Here is a 19,614-nt window from a genome sequence, read left to right on the forward strand (position 1 = left end):
CTAAAACACCTTGTTTGAAATAGTTGTCTGTAAAACTTTTAAATTTTCAATGTTTTTTGAATTTATATCTTCTGAGTTTTTTACAGCTGACATTTTATCTAGAATATCAATTTGTTCTGTTGGAGGAGGAATAATAAAGTTTATTTTCTTTAGAGTTCCTGAGCTTAACCCATCCATAATTCCACCTACTGCTAATCTGTTAATCTGATTAATAACTAAACTAGAGGTGAATTGATAACCTAATAATTCTGGGCTTAAAAAGTTTTTATTGATTTGCAATCTTATTAAATGCGAGTCCATGATGCCTTGAGGTGTATTATCAGGAACAACCATTGTTTTACCAACAGTACCCATAATTGAAATTAAAAAGTCACCAGGGAAGACTTCACAAGATTTCAATTTACTCTCAAAGTAATCTTTTGATATGTGCCTGTCGCCAACACTCATATCCTTTCTGAATACATTCTCTTGACCATATACTCTGATTCCCTCAGAAATTAAAAGCTCTTTTTTTAATGAACTACCAAAAGGTCCCATCTTCATAGCTCCTTTCTTATCAAGGAGAAAATCTTCAACTTTCATAACCTGGTATCCTTTGGGTAGCAACCCTAAAGGAGATTTTTCTGTTTTAGGCTTATTTCCACCTTCAAGTAAATATTTAAAGCAACTATCTTTATATACCCTAATTTTGTCTAGAGTGTTTTTCTTTTCACTTAAGCTTTGATTTAGTTGCAAAAAAAGTTGGGACAATTTCTCTTGAAGAGATATAGGTGGAATTAAAAACTCTTGATGCTTCAATGTGCCCCAATTGATCGTCGGAGATAATGAGCCCACAGAAATATCAATTGCCCGATTCATAAATAAGTCAGAATGCATAAAAAACGGAAATAGCTCTGGATCTATCACATCAGGATTTGCTCTTAGCACCAAAGCATGCGCTGAACAAAAACCGTCCCAAGTGGCAATGCCCGCCTTACGTTGATAAGCACGGCGGCGACCAAAGATGATATCGCCTTTGTAAAATTTGAGCTTTTGCCCATTTACGTCGTCAGGTGTACCATGACGCTTGATATGCAGTGATTCAGAATCAATATGCTCAAGACCAATATACACTTCTAAATCGGTATTATTTGGGTCAACACGCTCAGAAATATTTTTAGCAATTTCATCAAAGCGGTAAGTTTTCCAATTGGACTTATCTAAGTTATTTAAATCAATTTTCACTTCTGACATTTAACCTAATTCCTTAAATAACTGATCCATGCAGTTTGATAGCTGCTCTGATGATGTTTGCCAGTTAGCGAGTGCATCATCTAATGATATATGTACTTTACTGCTATCAACATTACTGACATAAAGCGCCATATTTAAACTAGCTTTATGATTAAGCACTTCGTCTATGGTAACTACTTTGCTAAAACCATCTTCATCAGCATAATTTTGATAAGCATTGTAAATGCGATCAATGTGGTTTTGTTCAAGGTAGGCAATGTTTTTATCTTGCCTTACTTCTTTCACGGCATTAATGATTAGTACTTTACCTTTTTTACTCTCGATTTTATTTGTTTTAGTAATTAACAAACAGGCTTCCATAGGTGAGTTATAAAACAGATTTGGACCAAGGCCTATGACACATTCAACTTGGTCTTGCTCAATCATTTTTTTACGCATTTCTGTTTCGGCGTCACGGAACAAAATACCGTGTGGCCATAATGAGATTGAACGGCCATTACCTAAATCGAGACTCTTTTGAATATGCTGCTGAAAAGCATAATCGGCACAGCCTTGCGGTGGCGTACCCCATACATTTCGGCCATGAGGATCACTTTCAAATGCTTTACGATCCCATGATTTAATTGAATATGGCGGGTTAGCTAGAATTACGTTGAATTTTTTCAGCTCGTCATTTTCAAGCAAACCGGGATTACTTAAGGTATTACCACGAACTATATCGAACTCTTCAATGCCATGCATAAACATGTTCATTCGAGCAATGGCTGAGGTTAATAGGTTAATCTCTTGGCCGTATAATTTTAGGGTGCGGTATTCTTTACCTTCATCTTTAAGGTGCAAGGCACAGTTAAGTAATAAACCACCCGAGCCACAGGTAGGATCGTATACTGACTCACCGGGTTGTGGGTCCATAATCATGGTCATTAATTTAACCACGGTACGGTTGGTGTAAAACTCTGCGGCGGTGTGGCCGCTATCGTCAGCAAACTCTTTAATTAAGTACTCGTAAGCATTACCTAGCTTGTCGTCGGGTACATTTTTTAAATTAAGCTTTTGTTGTGAATAATGCTCAATCAGGTTGGTAAGCATACCGTCAGAAAGGCGTTCTTTATTAGTCCAGCTGGCATCGCCAAAAATACCGTCTAAGGTATCTGGGTTGGCTTTTTCAATGGCACGCATGGCATTTTGCAGTGCTAAACCAATGTTAGTAGTGGTTTCGCGTACATCGTTCCAATGCGCGCCTTCAGGGATTAAAAAGTTATGGTTTTCTGCAAAGGCGGCATATTCTAAATCGCCATCGCTTTCTGTAAGTGCGTTTTCAAACTCTTCGTCGTATACATCTGATATACGCTTAAAAAACATAAGTGGGAAAATGTACTGCTTGTAGTCACCGGCATCTATTGTACCTCTGAGTGCTGTAGCTGCGCCCCAAAGGTATTTTTCTAATTCTTGTTGGGTCATCATGCTGATGGCTCCTTGATAAGCAAACTTGTTTCAAATGCTTTATAAATACTGTTAATTAAATTAGCTAATGGCGTTATATCGCTGTGATTAGTATCTAACTGCGACAGTTTATTAAACGGTATTCTAATTTTAATTTGATAACCAAAGGCAATGTTAAACACTGTTCTATTTGAGCTTAATATTTTACCTTCCCATTTACATTCGTTTTTCCAGTCGGAGCTTATGTGCTCATCTAATAAAGCCTCAATAGTGCCCCACGACTCTCTTTTGAATCTGCCAGTGTATTTATTAAAGTTTTGTTTGGTGTATAGAGGCTTTTTAAAGTCACTATCACTGAGCCACAAGCCTGTTATGTATGACTGCCCCATAATTTTGATATGGTAGCTTTTTTTTGTGCTGTAAAACTGATCATCGATATTTAGCTGGGTATTAAACTGCGGCTCATTTTGAAAAATGTCATACCCTTGGCCTTTGGTATTACCTGGGTAAATATCGACAATTAAGTCACCGGTGTTCGCGTCTATATTAAATAGCAGTTCATTAGCCCACCTTTTAGTAAATGTGGTGCCTAACCTATCTCGGTAGGCTAACTTTTCTACCTTGGTATGCTCATCACAAAACTTTATAAGTGCTGACTCAATTCGTCTGGAAATTGATTTTGCATTAATGGTTTTTAAAGAGCCTATTGGTGTTTCTGGTAGCCAACTAAAATTATGCTCTTTTACTAATTGGATAAAATCACTAAGGAACCTATTTGTATTAGCGGTAGTTTTTTCGAAACTGGCAACTTTAACCGCTATCGCCATTAGCTTTTTCCAGTTCAAATCAACTGGTGTAATTGCTTGTTTGTTGTCTTCAAGGCGCTTGCTTTGATTAGTGAATATATTAAGTATTTGGTTATACAGTTGCGAAGTACAGTCGATGTTGTCTCTTTTAGCTTCTATAACAATTAAAATATTGTTTATGGTGATTACCATGTCGCAAATAGGGTCGTATTCCGCGTTATGAGTTTGCTGCCAAAAGTCAGACATAGCGCTTTCACTTAACGACACAGCAAAAACCTGCTCAAACTCTTGTATTTGGCTGGTTCTTTTTTGTATTTCTATTTGTACCTCTGTATCGCCGTCGAGATCTTCAAATAACCGATTATACAATCCTGAGTTGCTAATAACGGCTTTTAGTACCTCATGAAAAAATAATGCGTCTTCTTGCAAGCATATTGCTAAAGCCCTGGTTAGATCGTTCTCTAACTGGTAACTACGGTTGTCTTTAGCGTATGTTTTAAAAATATTTAAATGCTTATTCATTTACAAAAACCTTTTTAAAACAGCTTTAAACTTCTCTTCAGCTTCCTGGCTTGCTTGCCAGGCTTGTTTTAAATCGGCCATTGCTTCTTCTACTGATGGTAGATTGTCTTCAATTATTTTTTCAACATATAGCGGTATGTTTAAGTTAAAGTCGTTTTCTTTTAGCTCGTCCATTGAAGCAACTTTGACGTAGTTTTCTACATCTTGATAGTTGTGATACCAGTCGTAAATTTGTTGAACGTGGTTTGGTTCTAGGAAGTTTTGTGCACGGCCTACACGAATTTGGTCTGATGCATCTATAAACAGTACTTTGCCTTTTTTATCGGCAGGTTTATTTTGCTTAAACACCATGACACAAGCAGCTAACTGTGTGCCGTAGAACACGTTAGGCCCTAAACCGATAACCGCTTCTAGCATATCTTGTTCAAGTAACTGCTTACGTATTTTACCTTCGGCGGCTTTTCTAAATAATGCACCATGCGGTAGTACTACTGTCATGCGGCCGGTGCTGTTCATGGATTTAACCATGTGCTGCACCCATGCCATATCACCATTCCCTTTTGGTGGTACACCGGCAATGTTACGGCCATAAGGGTCGTTAGCCCAATTTTCAGCGCCCCAATCCTTTAACGAGAATGGTGGGTTGGCTATTACACAATCAAAGGTTTTAAGACCATCGGCTTCAAAAAAAGCCGGGTTACGCAGTGTATCGCCACGTAATATTTCAAAGTCTTCTATGCCATGTAAAAACATGTTCATACGGGCAATAGAGCTAGACGTTAGGTTTTTTTCTTGGCCGTAAAGTTTTAGAGTACGGTAATCTTCGTTGTTATGTTTTAGGTTATCTACACACTCAAGCAACATACCGCCTGTACCACATGCCGGGTCGTAAACAGTTTCGCCTTCGTGTGGGTCTAAAATCATCCCTAGTAAATGGACCACTGAGCGAGGCGTATAAAATTCACCCGCTTTTTTATTGGTTAAATCGGCAAAGTGTTTTATTAAGTATTCGTAAGCATTGCCTAGCATATCAGGGTCAACGTTTTGATTACCTAATATGTACTGTGAAAAGTGTTCAACTAAGTCAATGAGTAAGGCATCAGATAGCTTATTTTTATTGCTCCACTGGGCATCACCAAATATACCGTAAAGGTATTCCTGGTTAGCTTGCTCTATGCCACGTAAGGCGCTTTCAATCGCGGCACCTACGTTGGTGGTTGTTTCACGAATATCTTGCCAGTGGCAGCCTTGCGGGATTTCAAAGCGGTGCATTTCTGGCAGTGCTGCGTAGTCTTCATCGCCATCTGACTCTTCAAGCGCTAGGCGGTACTCCTCGTCGTACACATCAGATATACGCTTAAAGAAAAGTAGCGGAAATATGTATACTTTAAAGTCGGAAGCATCTACTGGCCCTTTTAAGATCCAGGCTGCCTTTGAGAGGTACTGCTCTAGCTGTGAGAGCGTTATTTTTTCCATTATTAAATCTCGTTGTATTTAACTTGCTATAAGCTGAGGATTTCTAGGCTAGATTATACATTAATGAGCAGAGTAGTTGATGGAAGCTTAATAAATACAATGGCATGGTTTGTTGCTCATATCCATATTAAGCTTTACTTACTCAATCTAACGCTAAACAATCCCTTATTACTGACAGAGTAAAACAAACTTAATAAATTGAACACTCTTAAGTCAATTTATTAAGTTATTCAACAACACAAGAGCTTTCTACATTTTCAGTTTAACTTTTGCCTTAGCCTGTTTTATGTAACACAACGCAGGCCCTTACTGTATGGGTTCTATTCGCAGTAACTAGGCGGCTCAAATATATCAACATTTAAGTGGTATATTTGATTTTCTTCACATTCTTCATTTTCATTACAAAGTTGGAAGAAGTATTGGTTTTCACGAGTATCTACATCTGTAAGAATAAAATTAGTTTCAGATGTAACAGCCAAAATAGTTGTATTTAACTCAGTAATCTCCTCGAGCATCGGTGCACTCATGATGCGAAAAGTTGTTTTACCATTATCAAAATACGGTGTAATACTAAACTCGTAAGATGAGCATAATCGTTCTAGTAACCCTGTTGCTGTAAGGTATAGGCTTTCATCACAAGGAGTAGCAGACTTCAAAGCCGGAGCCACAAACCCAAAACCGTTATTTTCCACTTCAATTGCTGCCTCAACAAATGATTTAGCATCAAGCAGCCCAGAGCCACATCCGTTCATTTCACATTCGGGGCCTACTAACGCTTTGGCCGTCGACTCTGAAAGCTGGCGAAGTGTTCGACCGGAAAGGCTTGGTGCATGTGATTTAGCAAGCCCGTATGCACCTGTAACTATCGGAGCCGAAAATGACGTACCGCTCCAGTTCCCAATGTAATCATCAGCAACCTTATTAAAAGATGGAATAAAGGCTCCTTTTGTAGATATCGATACACCTTTGCCATAGGACGATGAGATATTTAAGTCACCTGAATAATCGTTAATACCAGATACAGAGATTACTCCTTGGCAATTTGATGGTGCCATATTTACAATATCATTTCTCGCATTCCCAGCAGAAGTTATAATTGCAATCCCCTTTGAGCGTGCAACGTCAATCGCATCTTGTAAGTAGTAAGGGCACTCCAACTCACCACCTAGTGAAATGTTAATGACATCAACTGAATCTTCTAGCCCTTCAATACCAAAATAGTCTATGCCCGCAAGCCAGTAGATACTTTTTGATAGAATATAAAAAGAGCCCAAGCTACAAAGCTGACTCTGTGCCATGACCATATCCACATTAGCAGCACCAGCAATACCCTCATTATTATTCGTGATTGCACCAATGACGCCATAAACAGCTGCACCGTGCCCAATCTCACAACTCATATCTTCCTCACGATTCCAACCTGACTCTCCTAACCTTTCATGAATAAATGACTTTTCTGCAACTGGCATTCGCATATCCGAAAAGTAACCTTTTGTTAGAAATCCTCCATCAATAATGCCAACCCTCGCTCTAGAGCTAGGCTCCCCTAAAGCCCATGCACCAACAAAGTCACTACCAGTCAAATTGGTTTCATTATTGGGGTGTAAGTGGTTCTGTTCACTGTATGACGGATCATTAGGTGTATAGCTCCCACTTTCGGCTAAAGCAGAAAGACCTTTAATATTATAAGTACCACGCCAAGAGTAGTCAGGCTGTCCTTCTGGGGAAATAGGATAATCACGTGCTACTCGATACCCTTGGCTTTTCAATAGCTCTATTTGATAGCTAGCATCTAATTCACTCACTTTTAAAATTGTAGGTTTAGAAAATAACAGCGGCGTTTTTTGATTTATACCTTCATCCTTAGAAGAAGTTGTATAATGAGCCTTCCGCTCAATTAAGATGCTGCCTTTTGAAATCACAAGTGAAACCTGCTCATCAGTAGCTTTTACTGAAAGTGAAGTTAAATTTATAAAGCAGATGATAAAAGCCATTACTTTTAGAGATTTCATTATTCAGCTTCCTTATTTACTAAATTACATTGGAGTGAGTTACTTGCTATTGAATTCAAAAAGGCGTATTGGTCTTTAAAGTGCCAATCTCCAGTCTCATTATCGTAATAGCCATAGTCCAGAACCCCTATAAAAAATGAAAATGTATCCCCTGTTTTTATTGGTGTTGTAGTTTTAAGCTCAGGCATATAACCATCATAGTGAAGTGCAAAAGTTGATACTGTAGAAAATAGTTCATCAGCGTAGTTGTTTAAACGTTCAACATAACGCTTGTTTATAGCTTCAAGCTGATCTTCTGAACTACCAAAAGTTTGATTTAGCCTATCTAGCTCTGCTCTAAAAGACTCTAGCTGCTCTCCAAAAATTAAATGAGCCCCCTCAATATTTTTAACCGCTAAACTTCGCAATTTATTACTTTTAGATTTACTGACTAGCCCAGCTCGATAAGATAAATCAGCATAAAACCTTACTAAGTTATTAACTTCCAAATAGGGGCGCTGGGATTGAGCAACTATTAACTCATCACTTAGTGAAGTATACAAATTATCAAAAGATACATTATTTACTTGAATAGTTATGAACACTTCACTAGTCACTTCTCCGTCTGTGACACTTATTTCATAGTTAATTGGGGGGTAGGTTTTATGTAATTCTCTTACATTTAAAGTAAGCTCATTATTACCATAAACCGCTTCTATAATATCTTCATGGCTTCCTTTAAAAGACAAGTTTTTTTCACCCGTATATATTAAAGATAAGGGAACTTTTATTGAGTTCGATTCATTAATAGTTGCCGATACCATAGAGCTTTTTATACTCAAATTTGTTGGCTCTGACTCTGACTCTGACTCTGGAAGATTATTGTCTTCTCCCCCTTGTTCACCAACAACTTCAACCTTATCATTTGATGTTGATTCACTCGAACCACCACAAGCCATTAGTGAAAATAAAACTATATTTAGTGCTAACAACCTTATTACGTTCATTATATTACCTCTTGAATAAAAACTATCGCTATGACCCAAAGGAGCTGAACTCCTTTGGATTCACTTTTTCGTGAACTTTTTATTAGGCAATAAGAAGCCATACTGCTATGAATTAACATAATCAGTTAAATAGTTTCTTATTAAATAAATGTGCTGATATGAGCCTATATTGAGGGTAGCTAAGGCCCAGTTAAGACGTACTAGAATTAAGTGCCTTTAGGGGTCCAAATTTTACGAATTTCAAATTCATTCCAAAGGCCATTCATTTTATTTTGCATCTGCGTGCTTGTGCTCACGCCTAATGTTGTTAAAACTCCACTTCGAAAAGCATGTTTGTGCTCTTCAGTAAAAAGCATATTCCGCTTAACAAGCTTTTCAAAAAAGTTGACTGGAGGACGACTATCAAATTTACCTTGCGCACCTCGATTACATGCTTTGCAAGCTATTACTAAATTCCAAATACCATCTTTATTGATGGATAGAGCTCTTTCATCTCCTTTTTCCTTGAGTTTAGCTATATAGGAATGCGCAAAAAAATGGTCGACATCAGGGAACAAATCATCACTGTTCTGGCTGGTTTTATCGACCACAGCATCACAATAGAAGCACCGGCCTTTTTGATAAGGCAAAAGCGCATCTAGAGCACTGCGAAGACTAACACGTCGTCCACTTCCACTTTCATTTGATATCACTAAGCCCTCGGTTTTAGAGTGAGTGACTAAATTAGTAGATACACCGGCAGCCCAAGCTGATTGAACAATTGACCACCTAGCTAATATTTCATCAATCATTATCTTTTTTTCTAATGGGTTTTCACGTAACTCAAGCAACCTATCAGTTAGAACAAGTGATTTCCCCTTACTATCATGCTCAAACAGCCACCACTTTTTTGCGATGCTACCACCTCCAACATTATGAAATGCATCAAAAACATAATTGTGCCATTGAGAAGCCGTACTATCTTTTAATTCCAAAAAACCAGACTGCGTTTTACCTGACTCAATATAACGATCGCAGGCAAGAGTAAATCGTGTCGGCTTACCACTACTAAACTGCTCAGGCACTTCTTCGTAGTGAAGTAAAAATTCATTCAAAAAGTCTTCTTGCAAATCTTCAAAGTTTATACCTGAGCGATTTGTTTTTACCTTTAAAAGCGCAAGAGCCAAAGCAAATTTATAAGTCGCTACATTTTTTCCAAACAGAGCGATTGTACGTAAACTTCTTAAGTTTTCGCCATGGCAGCTATCATCTATGTACTCTGCAATACTTGCTTTTTTTATGTCTTGTAACATCATTGAACCCCACTACATTTTATATAAAATTACATTTAGCCAAGGCGGACGTGCTTCTCCACGTACATCTTTCGTTATCCAAAGCTCTCTTAACTTCACGCTATTCAATTTACTCATTAAGCCATTTAAGCGTGCTTCAGTCATATCAAGAAATAGCCTATCTCCATCTAAACGCTCTTCTTCACCATATTTGAAAGATAAGTAAAACGCGCCCTCTTTTTTTAGGAATGAAACTAAATGATTAATGGTTTCCACAATTTCGTTTTCACTTACATGCAATAAGGAAGCACATGCCCAAATACCATCAAACTTTCTTTCAGAGCTGAACTGTAAAAAAGAAGTATTAGTAACTTGAATCCCTGTGTGCTCTGAAGCTTGTTGGGCCATTTTTACTGAAGCATCAAAAGCGACAACTTCATATCCCTTACTTTGAAATGCACTAATATCTCGCCCAGCTCCACATCCGGCATCCAAGATCCACCCATGTGGCTTTATATGTTGTAAAAAACGGTTATGGAGATCTGTCATGTCTAGGCTTTGCGTCTGTTCAATAAATGATTCTGCATAATCATCGTAATACTCAGTCGAATTGAAACTAGTGTAAGCTTTTTGCATTTGAAGTATCCCCTTGTTTTTTCAACATAATTAAATTTAACGACGATTCCAGTAAATAATCATTATTAAGCAACATGTGAGAAACTTGTTCTAACGTCTCTCTATACTCACCCACTAAAGTTTTGGCTGCTTGATAAGCAGTATTTACCACTTTGTTTACCTCTTTATCGATTACCCCTTCAAAAGTTCGAAGCTGCCTAACGTCCACACCTTCACATTGATAAATCGCCCCCAGGTTCATTAAGACCTCTTTCGCCATTTTTGTAGCGCGCTTCATATCCTCGGATGATCCCTGCGTTATTTTATCCTCTCCAAATATAACTTCTTCAGCTGCTCTTCCGCCTAATAAAATTACTAATGCATTATCCAATCGGTTTTTTGTTAAAATATCCATAACATCTAACTCCTCAGAAATGGTTATTCCATACACTCCCGAAACCATTTTTACTGAAGCGTCTGGGAACTGTGATTTTATAGCTATAAAATGTCCGGCTTCGTGAACCGATTTTGTATGTAATAGCTCATTATTTGATGGACTAATTCCACTATCAGAGATAGAACTGCCGCTGGTTAATACTGTAATAAGTAATTTATTGAAATTGCTGCAGCGCTCATTTTTACCTGAATAAAGTACAACATCACGGAAAACATTTTGAATCGCCTTATGGGTTTTTCCTCCAGTCAAGCTCGCCAGTACTGCACTCTCATCTTCAGATAATTCAACCTTATAAGCTTTTGACTGAATTTTGATTGTTTTTAGGCGCTCACTTTCTGTTGGATATGTAAAGCCAATTTCGCGCTCAAATCGCCCTGCACGAAGTAAGGCAGGGTCAAGTAAGTGAGGATGATTTGTAGCAGCTATAAAAATACAATTTCCTTTGCTGGACGTTACTCCATCCATTTGAGCAAGCAACGTATTTACAGCCAAACTATGAACAGGGTTGTTTTCATTCCTAGCTCGGCACAAGCTATCAGCTTCATCAAAAAAGACTACGCATGGAGAAATCTTATTAATAACCTCAAATAACTTTTTGAGATTAGTAACAGCACACCCTTGAGATACCACATCAGCTCCATTAATGACAATAAATGACAACCCTAATTCATAGGCAAATGCCTCTGCCATAAATGTTTTACCTGTTCCTGGAGGGCCGGAAAACAATAAACCTTTCGGGAGGCTGCCTTGGGACACCTTTTTATTATTTAGTTGCTCTCTAATAAACCGCATTTGTGACTTTAACTGTTCATTACCGACAACTTCAGAAAAGCCAAACTTCGGTTGATAAAGAGTCATAAATGGAACATCAAAGTCATTTGGATCAAAAGATGTACAAAGCTCTGGCTGTTCCACTTGAACTATCGCAACACCATCTTCAAACTTTACACTTGAGGCATAATTAGTTTTCAGAAAACGACGCTTTCTATCTTCCAAGTTTCTTAAGACATCGGTCCTATGATTTGCACACTGGGTGAGTTGGCTAATATCTAAATCATTCCCCTCAATTAACTTAATCCCTAGGTGACACAAATGCTTATAAGCTTCAGCAGCCCCACAAGGTACAAAACCAACAACCCCCAAACTATTTAAATCTAATTTATCTAGTTCTGTAGCCCAATATTCAGAGGTTGCGCTATTTAAATCTAACAATAATGAAGAACACTTCTCTTCATCAAACATAGCGCCTTGAACCTGCTCAAAAACGTTGATACCAAAGTTTAATGACTCGATAAACCAATTGCTTGGATTTGCACTCAATATATATGTAGTCTCGTGCATAGCTGGAACTGCTCTCTGAATCTCAATTTGATTTACCAACTCATCAACTTGATCATAAACCGCTGATTCATACTTAAGAATTAGTTTATCTAACTCTGTGTGAATATTCCTTGCGTAACAGTCCTTGGCCAAGCTTTCTATAACAAACTCTGACATATTAAACGGCACTAAAACATTGCCTCTTCTCTCTTTGATAAAATCTTGAACTCGTTTATCGGCTATTTGTAACAACTCAAGTGAGCTGAGAGGAGAGAAAACTGCAACATGACCCGACATTAGGCGCTCAGTTAGCTCTAATGAAATCCCACTTTTACCATTTAATAGTGATTTAGCATCAATCATAATTTACCCTTATTGGTTCAAAGCTGAAATCTGAGAAGAGCCTACTGACGTAGTAAACAAAAAAAAGCATTGTTCAAAATTAACCACTCTATTCGATGTATTATCTGGCAGTTCACCGCTATCTAAGAGTGTTAATAGTGCCTCCTGTACGACCGAGTGTGCTTTATCAAAATTCTCGAAAACAAAACATGTTCTTGGGTTTAATTCAGCAGTTAGCGTGAGATCCCCCAAAGCTGAGTCAACATACTGTGACCCCGTACCTATAAGCTTCATAATACTTTTCGAGTCTGAGTAACTTTCCATCGGTATAAACAAAGAGTCATAGCCCACACCTTCATCAATACTATTCAGAGCTTTCGTGAAACTATCTGCTAATAAGCTTTTTCCTGATTGCGAAGCTCCTAAAAGGGTCAAAGATTCTACTTTTATATCGGATAACGATTGATTTGGATGAATGGCCCCATAGTAAAGATCAGCAGCACTATCTATAGCAAACTTTTGACCGATTACTTTTTCTGTAAGAAAGCTTTTCAATAATTGGGATTTTTTGCGAGCAAATTGGGCATTGAACGGCTGTTGGTATTCAATTAAGCATTCAACAAGCGACGGGTAATTAATGGTAATAGGTGCATTTGACGCCTCTTGTATAAATAACTGATTAAGTTCGCTACTTATATTTAAATCAATCTGAGCTTCACATTTAAAACTTAATGCATGATGAAAAAATGTCGCTTCAACTCCTTCATGGTGAAAACTTTTTTTAATCATTGGCACTTCTCTTAAGGCTTGCCTCGCTCGGATAACATGATCTGGGAATCTTATTTGGCGTACAGGTATTCCCATTTGAGAGGAAATTTTCTGCATTACATTGGGCGAGCCATATACACTTGCAAGAAGTAAGCTCTTATCAATTTTTGGTAGCTTCGAATTATCTTTTTTTATTTCTATTAAAGAAGGAAATTTCGTAAATCCGTTTGTTTGAAAACCTTTACTGATTATCATAAAAATTAGTTGTTCAAATAGCTGTTTCACATCAGGTGCGTCACTTTCAAGTGCCTCACTTAACTTAACAAATATCGGGGCCTTAGATTCAGGCTTAAGAACTGAGCTTTCTTGTTCAGAATCATGCCCAATACCCTTAGAGAGAAATGAATCATCTAATATTCCAACTTCCTCATCAAACCAGTCAGTGTATTCCTCAGAGCTTACCACTCCCTCAAATAAATGCTCCTCAAAATAATCAGTCACATCATCTGAGCTAGATGAACCTAATGAACTTTTGAAACTTTCAAATAAAGAGTTTGTGATTTCTTCATCTATAGTCCAGCCACTAACTTGCAAATTTTCATTACATAGCAACCTCACAAATTCATTTAACATGTCATCAAAGTTTAAAAGCTTGCCAGCATTAAAATAATACCTACAAAACGCTCCAAACTCATCAACGTGATCATTAAACAAACGAATATTAAGCACATTGTAATAATGCGTAACTATTTTAGTCCGAGATTTAGTATTAATAATAATTTCAGCTTGTAAGCCTCTATTATTTCCTAAGCACCTTTTATTAAACTTCCAATCTTCAATATATCTGACCCCTAATAAAATGAATGCTTCTAAGCCCTGCATTTCCATATTTGTAAATGGAAAACTAACTGAGGTAGGAATATGATCTTCTCCAGCTCCATCAAAAAACTTATAAGACTCATTCAACGCACTTTCCACCCACTCCGGCATATAATTTCTGCCAAAGGATTCAAAAAAACGTGTAAATAAATCAGGGGTACGTTGAATTTTAGACATAACAACTCCTAACACTACTGTCAGCTAGTAGCATTCAAATGGTAAATAGGCATTAAAAATGACGGAAAGCTACGCAGTCATAACCGCGACTAGGTGCTTAAAGCTGGGTTTCGAAGCGAGTTAGGCTGCTAAATCCCAATCAAACAAGGTAGGGGCACAGTCTCGTTCCCATATTTCTGATAGTTGAGAAAATGTTAACTCATGTTTACTACTGTTCAATTGATAGTTTGTCAGAGCAATATCAAGTGTGCTTTCAATACACTCAATAGAGTGCCCACTTTGAAAGCACACTTGTTTAACAAAGCTTGTGTAATTGCTAGTAAAAAAACTGGAAACTTGATTCATTATACCGCCCTCACTAAATTCAATTTGAACACCACTCACTTCATAAATACATGATGCTGTTGATGTGAAAAGATTAGAGTTTAAAAGTGAGAAACACAACATAAATTTAATTTTATGCGCAATGTGGGAGTGTCGCTATTTTTTATTTTTCAATGCACATTTCAATGCACATAAAGACAACCTAAAATGCACCATTTGACATGGCTGTTTGTGCAATTTTCAACCACCAACCTACCGTAGTGTTGAACGGCATAGCACCAATACTTAAACTAAAGCAATCAAAAAGCAGAGGCCCTACTGAAAATTCCATTATAAGAGAATATATTACCAAGGCTCCTCTGTTATACAGTTTGGGAAAGCTGAACGTTTAATCTCAACAGTATTACTAATATTTTGTATTTTATAAACGATAGTTGAAATAGGAGTAAAGCTTCTTGGGTTTTGATCAAGCACTGTTATGCTTATGTACTTCACTCCCACACATAGCCCTAAGCCAATATATTCATCTTGAAAAATATCACCTACATCACCATCCACAAAAAAACATGCAGCTAAATTTTTACCTTCAGCATCTAGAACCATGAGATCACACTTTACAACTAACTGACCAAAATTAATCTTTTTTGAATAGTCAGCAATAAACCGGTCATAAGGATAACCATGCCTAGTTTCTAGCTCTCTTTTAAAAAGCGACAAAGCTATTGATTTATTTACTTCTAAATCAGGCTTAAACTCATCATGTAGCATTCTTTTCGCACACAACACATGGGCTTTCTTAGCTAAACCATAGTTGATGACATCAACATATTTTTTTCTATTAGTTTGACTTTCTCTCTTATTTTTATTTTTTCCCATAATTCGAGATATAGTTGACTGATTTACTTCAAGCTTCTCCGCCAATAAAGATTGATTCCTTACAGCAACTTCTTTATTTAGATCTTGAGAGTACACCATGATAGGAAAGGGCCCATGCGCCATTATAGTTTCTAATATTGTAGGGTATGAAAACTCCATAACCTCGCTAAAAACAGGGTGGCATTTTTCACAAATAAAAATAATCTTCTCTTCCAGAATATCACTTTGGTAAGCATCGACTAGGACATCTTTCATACGGTAAGGATTTAATTCATGATACACATAATTTTTATCAACGAAATAATCAAGACATACAGGGCATTGATTATTTTGGTTATTTAATGTCACCGTATAAGGGTCTACTGTAAAACGGTTTTCTTTCTTTTGCGGAATGAAACTTGGTTCATCAGAAGTAATTTCATTTAACTCCTTCACCCCCAGTACTCTCTCTAAGCTCTTGATCGTTCTAAGACTTGGGTTTAATGACACTCCAGACCTTATCCTATGCAGCGTCGAAATTGAAACAGACGACTTTCTGGCTAATTCTGCCAACGTCATTCTGTTTTTAGCTAAACTGACTTCTAACCAGGATTGAATCGACATACTGCATTTTCCTTTTACTTTCTTATGGGAAAGTCATCAAAGTATTCAAGGGAGCTTAATTAAACTTATGAGAGCGGAGTACATATTATCTAAAAATTACCCCCACACTCTATGTAATAGCAATTACTTACCATTACAGAATAAAATAAACGCACTAATTATAAAACTTTAAAATGAGTATATTAGCCGCCACTTTCACTCATTTTCACCCTTCTAACTTACACAGCTACAACTAAAGAGTATTCGATTAATAGAAGCAAAGAGCTATTTAATGGTGCAAATATTTACCTAATTTTGTACATCAAATTTGAATATTAGATCATATAGGGGTAGGTCTGACCTACCCCTATATGTTAATAATTAAGCTGCTAAGGCTTTAAAAGCAAGTAACGGTTACATTAACTACCTAAATTTAAAGAATTGATTGAGCCTTGCCCCTTCCTTCTATTCGTTCCATTATCCAATCATCAACTTCTGACTCTAACCAAGCTACCGACTTAGCGCCTAGCGATACTTGCTTTGGGAATATGTCTTTCGCCATAAACTCATAAATTGTTGAGCGGCCTAGTGATGTTTTTTCGATTACTTCTTTTAATTTGATTAAACGCATGGAATTTCTCCGGTTGGTTATTAGTACATAACCTTTCCGGGGTCAGTATTTTTTTATGCCTTCAAACAAAAAACTTACACATATACATCACTAACTTGCATGAACCACTAAAGAGGAATTCACAATGCAAGGTCAACAGTCGTTATATGAATTTAAACACCCAGTAAATGACGAGCAGATACTAGAAGCCGCCGCGTATATTATCGCTAAGAAGCAGTTTAGAGATGGCGTATTGAATAGCCCTAATGATTGCGAAGAGTACTTAAAACATAAATTAGCGATACATGAACATGAAGTATTTGCCGTACTGTTTTTAGATAGCCAAAACCGCATACTGGAGTTTAAAGAGCTATTTAGAGGCACTATTAATGCAGCTAGTGTTTACCCTAGAGAAGTCGTTAAAGAGGTGCTAGAGCTTAATGCTGCATCCGTTATCTTGGCGCATAACCACCCTTCAGGGATTACTACCCCATCTCAAGCAGACAAGCTTATTACTAACAAATTACAGCAGGCACTTAACCTAATTGATGTTTCAGTACTTGATCACATCATCATTGGCGAGAACACGTATTCATTCGCTGAGCATGGCTTAATTTAAAAGGAGTTAAATATGGCGTTAAAAATAGAGCAAGTATCAGGCTTAAATGTGCCTGACTCTTTTATTCGTGTGATTGTAAATACAGTTACAAATGAGGGTGATTCTGTAGGTGGGGCAAAAGTGGTTACGCTTAACTTTAGAGATCCAGACTACAGCCCTGAAGCTGGAGGCTTTCACCCTGTAGAGGTTAGGTTAGAAAAACAGGCCACCAGCTGGCAGCTAGTTTATATTACTGACTTTTCGTATCAGGGCCGTCATACCCCTGAACTAATAAAAGAAATTGATGTGTGCTTTAGTATTAAGCAGGTTTATCACTTTTTAGCTGGTTGGTTGAACGCTAGGGAAGGTAAAGAGCTATTAGCCTTATTCATTTCAAACTTTGTTGAGTACTACAACACGGGTTGTTATCAGGTTACGGTTACGACTGAATAACTGGGGGTTTTATGGCTGAAGTACAAGCAGTTAAAGATCTCGATACAGTAAGGCTCGTTAGCTATTTACTAGAAAAACGCTGCTCAAAGCAAATGAGCCAAATATGGAATCTTGGCTTAAATCTCGCGCTTAGAATATCTGACTTACTTGCAGTGAAGTTTACTGACATAAATAATGATAGGTTGATTATTTACGAGTCAAAGACCTCGAAATTAGCTGAAATAAAGTTAAATGATAAAGCGCTTTCCTTAATCAACGAAATTAAACTTACTCATCCACATCATATCTACTTATTTCAATCATACCGAAATCAACAAGCGATCAATTCACAACCTAAGCCGCTATCACGTAGAGCGGTTACAAAAGCATTTTCGCTGGTGGGTGAAGAACTAAATATTCATTTAGGTACTCACTCAATGCGTAAAACGCGTGGCTATCACTTGTATCAGAAAACCCACGACATCGCCCGAGTAATGAAAATGCTTCGCCATAGCTCCGAAGCAACAACACTTCGTTATATAGGCATAACACAGGAGGAAATAGACAAAGACTTTGAAGAACTAGAGCTATAACCCTTATTAGCGTCATTCTGGCGCTTGTTTTACTTAACTAAAAGGAAGGCATTATGTCTTTAGATAAAGCTGTTTCGTGCGGCTTGGTTGGTAATGAGCTATCTAAACAGATAACTGGCAGTAGTGATTCTAGTGTAAGCAGAACAGCTGTGGCTATAGGCTCCGGTGCAGCTGCTGGAGCGCTTACATCTGGCGCAATAGTAGTTGGTGCAGGCGTTGCCTCTGCGCCTGTTACAATCCCTTTGGCGGTAGCTGGTGGATTAGTTGCTGGCATTGCTAGTTTGTTTGATTAATTAAATACGAGTGCTCATATAGAGCACTCTTTTAAGGTGTAATAACACCGTTTATTTTTTAGGTTCTCATAATGGTATTTTGGGAACTTGCCAACCCTTGTTGCGTAAGGGCCTTGGCCTATTTAACTAGTTGAAGGTCTCAAAACCTCGTTAAAACGAATTATGAGAAGCACAGGTCTTAATTAGAATATCACCTCTGACTATAACCAAAACAACGCTGCCCTAAACCGTAATGCTTAGTTCTAAGCTTGGCGAAGTAACTTACTCGACAATAAAGAGCATGGAAGTTTTGAGCGAAATTAGGGTTATTAGCGTCAAGGTAATAGTGTGCATTATCAGGCAAATGAACTAATTCCATCGTTTCATTCAGCGTTAAGGTCAACGCACTTGCCCAGGCCTTAGCTATTCGAGTAAACAAGTTATCACTTTCTATATTTATTTTACCCGTGCAGTGGTACCGGTCCTTATTGAAAAACAGTACAAAATGATAATGCTGATGGTGAGCTTCGTCTTTCTCTCTAGTCCAAATATATCTAATATTACATGGATGTGGAGTTTTACCATCACGAACTTTACGTTTTGTATCTGCTTTAATCTGCGCCTCAAGAGAAGCAATAAATCGTGTAATAATTTTATTGCTATCTAAATCAACTGTATTTGAATAAGCAGGTAGCCTTAAATCAATTCTGGCTGCAAACGTTCTTTTATGTTCACTACATGCAGCATGCATTACTTTCTCAATAGCATTTAAGTAGGGAATAACTAGTTGCTGATCTACTCTAGCGAGTGTTTGATATTGCTTGTATGTAGGGTTTGTTGTTACTGGGTATTGGGTTGGGTTATTCATTCTCTTTCTCCTGTTATGTATTGGTTCATATCAGGTGTATGAGTCGTAGTTTTTTAATTTGTATTTGTTGTGATAATGACTTCGTTACTAGTAACTCTAATTAATATTACCAAACCGAAATTAACACTAAGAAAACCAGCTTAGTTTGTGAC

General features: G+C 37.5%; 18 protein-coding genes. 4 read left to right on the plus strand and 14 right to left on the minus strand.

Annotated features, from left to right (window positions below):
- From AN392_RS07300 to AN392_RS07360, 13 genes are all read right to left on the minus strand, one after another.
- Positions 1 to 1,233 carry a restriction endonuclease subunit S gene (locus AN392_RS07300; RefSeq protein WP_055012325.1) on the minus strand — a complete coding sequence of 411 codons (1,233 nt, stop codon included), beginning with the start codon at positions 1,231 to 1,233 and terminating at the stop codon, positions 1 to 3.
- A complete protein-coding gene (locus AN392_RS07305; protein ID WP_152965240.1) occupies positions 1,234 to 2,697 on the minus strand; it encodes a class I SAM-dependent DNA methyltransferase in 1,464 nt (487 codons plus the stop codon). It abuts the gene before it with no gap.
- A complete protein-coding gene (locus AN392_RS07310; RefSeq protein ID WP_055012326.1) occupies positions 2,694 to 4,004 on the minus strand; it encodes a hypothetical protein in 1,311 nt (436 codons plus the stop codon). The genes AN392_RS07305 and AN392_RS07310 overlap by 4 nt, the downstream gene beginning before the upstream one ends.
- On the minus strand, positions 4,005 to 5,480 hold the full coding sequence (locus AN392_RS07315) for a class I SAM-dependent DNA methyltransferase (RefSeq protein WP_055012327.1): 1,476 nt from the start codon (positions 5,478 to 5,480) through the stop codon (positions 4,005 to 4,007).
- A 320-nt stretch (positions 5,481 to 5,800) separates the two neighbouring features.
- Positions 5,801 to 7,492, minus strand: a complete 1,692-nt coding sequence (locus tag AN392_RS07320) for a S8 family serine peptidase (RefSeq protein WP_055012328.1) — start codon at positions 7,490 to 7,492, stop codon at positions 5,801 to 5,803.
- Positions 7,492 to 8,478: a hypothetical protein gene (locus tag AN392_RS07325; RefSeq protein WP_055012329.1), complete on the minus strand. Its 987-nt coding sequence runs from the start codon at positions 8,476 to 8,478 to the stop codon at positions 7,492 to 7,494. Before AN392_RS07325 ends, AN392_RS07320 begins: the two co-directional genes overlap by 1 nt.
- 206 nt (positions 8,479 to 8,684) lie before the next feature.
- The gene (locus AN392_RS07330; RefSeq protein ID WP_082424792.1) at positions 8,685 to 9,773 is read right to left on the minus strand and encodes an HNH endonuclease domain-containing protein; all 1,089 of its coding nucleotides are present in this window, start codon (positions 9,771 to 9,773) and stop codon (positions 8,685 to 8,687) included.
- A gap of 9 nt (positions 9,774 to 9,782) precedes the next feature.
- Entirely contained in the window at positions 9,783 to 10,385 is a 603-nt protein-coding gene (locus AN392_RS07335) for a bifunctional 2-polyprenyl-6-hydroxyphenol methylase/3-demethylubiquinol 3-O-methyltransferase UbiG (protein WP_055012331.1), read from the minus strand.
- Positions 10,366 to 12,504 carry an AAA family ATPase gene (locus AN392_RS07340; RefSeq protein ID WP_055012332.1) on the minus strand — a complete coding sequence of 713 codons (2,139 nt, stop codon included), beginning with the start codon at positions 12,502 to 12,504 and terminating at the stop codon, positions 10,366 to 10,368. Before AN392_RS07340 ends, AN392_RS07335 begins: the two co-directional genes overlap by 20 nt.
- A gap of 9 nt (positions 12,505 to 12,513) precedes the next feature.
- Positions 12,514 to 14,307 (minus strand): AAA family ATPase, encoded by a 1,794-nt coding sequence (locus AN392_RS07345; RefSeq protein ID WP_055012333.1) that lies wholly within the window; start codon positions 14,305 to 14,307, stop codon positions 12,514 to 12,516.
- A 120-nt stretch (positions 14,308 to 14,427) separates the two neighbouring features.
- Entirely contained in the window at positions 14,428 to 14,652 is a 225-nt protein-coding gene (locus tag AN392_RS07350) for a hypothetical protein (protein ID WP_152965244.1), read from the minus strand.
- 324 nt (positions 14,653 to 14,976) lie between these two features.
- Complete coding sequence (locus AN392_RS07355; RefSeq protein ID WP_055012335.1) at positions 14,977 to 16,110, minus strand: helix-turn-helix transcriptional regulator; 1,134 nt, start codon at positions 16,108 to 16,110, stop codon at positions 14,977 to 14,979.
- A 412-nt stretch (positions 16,111 to 16,522) separates the two neighbouring features.
- Positions 16,523 to 16,720, minus strand: a complete 198-nt coding sequence (locus AN392_RS07360) for an AlpA family transcriptional regulator (RefSeq protein ID WP_055012336.1) — start codon at positions 16,718 to 16,720, stop codon at positions 16,523 to 16,525.
- A 124-nt stretch (positions 16,721 to 16,844) separates the two neighbouring features.
- Here AN392_RS07360 and radC point away from each other — a divergent pair, with 124 nt between their 5' ends.
- The 4 genes from radC to AN392_RS07380 are packed head-to-tail and all read left to right on the plus strand — an operon-like array spanning position 16,845 to position 18,615.
- Positions 16,845 to 17,318 carry a DNA repair protein RadC gene (gene radC / locus AN392_RS07365; protein WP_055012337.1) on the plus strand — a complete coding sequence of 158 codons (474 nt, stop codon included), beginning with the start codon at positions 16,845 to 16,847 and terminating at the stop codon, positions 17,316 to 17,318.
- A gap of 12 nt (positions 17,319 to 17,330) precedes the next feature.
- On the plus strand, positions 17,331 to 17,750 hold the full coding sequence (locus AN392_RS07370) for a DUF2787 domain-containing protein (RefSeq protein WP_055012338.1): 420 nt from the start codon (positions 17,331 to 17,333) through the stop codon (positions 17,748 to 17,750).
- 11 nt (positions 17,751 to 17,761) lie between these two features.
- On the plus strand, positions 17,762 to 18,322 hold the full coding sequence (locus tag AN392_RS07375) for a tyrosine-type recombinase/integrase (RefSeq protein WP_055012339.1): 561 nt from the start codon (positions 17,762 to 17,764) through the stop codon (positions 18,320 to 18,322).
- A gap of 53 nt (positions 18,323 to 18,375) precedes the next feature.
- Positions 18,376 to 18,615 carry a hypothetical protein gene (locus AN392_RS07380; RefSeq protein ID WP_055012340.1) on the plus strand — a complete coding sequence of 80 codons (240 nt, stop codon included), beginning with the start codon at positions 18,376 to 18,378 and terminating at the stop codon, positions 18,613 to 18,615.
- A gap of 190 nt (positions 18,616 to 18,805) precedes the next feature.
- Here AN392_RS07380 and AN392_RS07385 read toward each other — a convergent pair whose 3' ends face one another.
- On the minus strand, positions 18,806 to 19,462 hold the full coding sequence (locus tag AN392_RS07385) for an inovirus Gp2 family protein (RefSeq protein ID WP_055012341.1): 657 nt from the start codon (positions 19,460 to 19,462) through the stop codon (positions 18,806 to 18,808).
- Between the last annotated feature and the right edge of the window lie 152 nt (positions 19,463 to 19,614).

The sequence above is a fragment of the Pseudoalteromonas sp. P1-16-1b genome (assembly GCF_001401785.1).
GTDB classification, from domain to species: domain Bacteria; phylum Pseudomonadota; class Gammaproteobacteria; order Enterobacterales; family Alteromonadaceae; genus Pseudoalteromonas; species Pseudoalteromonas undina.

Excerpts from the sequence above, each read along its gene's own strand:
- AN392_RS07385 (WP_055012341.1), bottom strand. The coding sequence starts at position 19,462 with ATGAATAACCCAACCCAATACCCAGTAACAACAAACCCTACATACAAG.
- AN392_RS07305 (WP_152965240.1), bottom strand. The coding sequence starts at position 2,697 with ATGATGACCCAACAAGAATTAGAAAAATACCTTTGGGGCGCAGCTACA.
- AN392_RS07345 (WP_055012333.1), bottom strand. The coding sequence starts at position 14,307 with ATGTCTAAAATTCAACGTACCCCTGATTTATTTACACGTTTTTTTGAA.
- AN392_RS07335 (WP_055012331.1), bottom strand. The coding sequence starts at position 10,385 with ATGCAAAAAGCTTACACTAGTTTCAATTCGACTGAGTATTACGATGAT.
- radC (WP_055012337.1), top strand. The coding sequence starts at position 16,845 with ATGCAAGGTCAACAGTCGTTATATGAATTTAAACACCCAGTAAATGAC.
- AN392_RS07310 (WP_055012326.1), bottom strand. The coding sequence starts at position 4,004 with ATGAATAAGCATTTAAATATTTTTAAAACATACGCTAAAGACAACCGT.
- AN392_RS07355 (WP_055012335.1), bottom strand. The coding sequence starts at position 16,110 with ATGTCGATTCAATCCTGGTTAGAAGTCAGTTTAGCTAAAAACAGAATG.
- AN392_RS07315 (WP_055012327.1), bottom strand. The coding sequence starts at position 5,480 with ATGGAAAAAATAACGCTCTCACAGCTAGAGCAGTACCTCTCAAAGGCA.
- AN392_RS07330 (WP_082424792.1), bottom strand. The coding sequence starts at position 9,773 with ATGATGTTACAAGACATAAAAAAAGCAAGTATTGCAGAGTACATAGAT.
- AN392_RS07360 (WP_055012336.1), bottom strand. The coding sequence starts at position 16,720 with ATGCGTTTAATCAAATTAAAAGAAGTAATCGAAAAAACATCACTAGGC.
- AN392_RS07375 (WP_055012339.1), top strand. The coding sequence starts at position 17,762 with ATGGCTGAAGTACAAGCAGTTAAAGATCTCGATACAGTAAGGCTCGTT.
- AN392_RS07320 (WP_055012328.1), bottom strand. The coding sequence starts at position 7,492 with ATGAAATCTCTAAAAGTAATGGCTTTTATCATCTGCTTTATAAATTTA.
- AN392_RS07340 (WP_055012332.1), bottom strand. The coding sequence starts at position 12,504 with ATGATTGATGCTAAATCACTATTAAATGGTAAAAGTGGGATTTCATTA.
- AN392_RS07370 (WP_055012338.1), top strand. The coding sequence starts at position 17,331 with ATGGCGTTAAAAATAGAGCAAGTATCAGGCTTAAATGTGCCTGACTCT.
- AN392_RS07300 (WP_055012325.1), bottom strand. The coding sequence starts at position 1,233 with ATGTCAGAAGTGAAAATTGATTTAAATAACTTAGATAAGTCCAATTGG.
- AN392_RS07350 (WP_152965244.1), bottom strand. The coding sequence starts at position 14,652 with ATGAATCAAGTTTCCAGTTTTTTTACTAGCAATTACACAAGCTTTGTT.
- AN392_RS07380 (WP_055012340.1), top strand. The coding sequence starts at position 18,376 with ATGTCTTTAGATAAAGCTGTTTCGTGCGGCTTGGTTGGTAATGAGCTA.
- AN392_RS07325 (WP_055012329.1), bottom strand. The coding sequence starts at position 8,478 with ATGAACGTAATAAGGTTGTTAGCACTAAATATAGTTTTATTTTCACTA.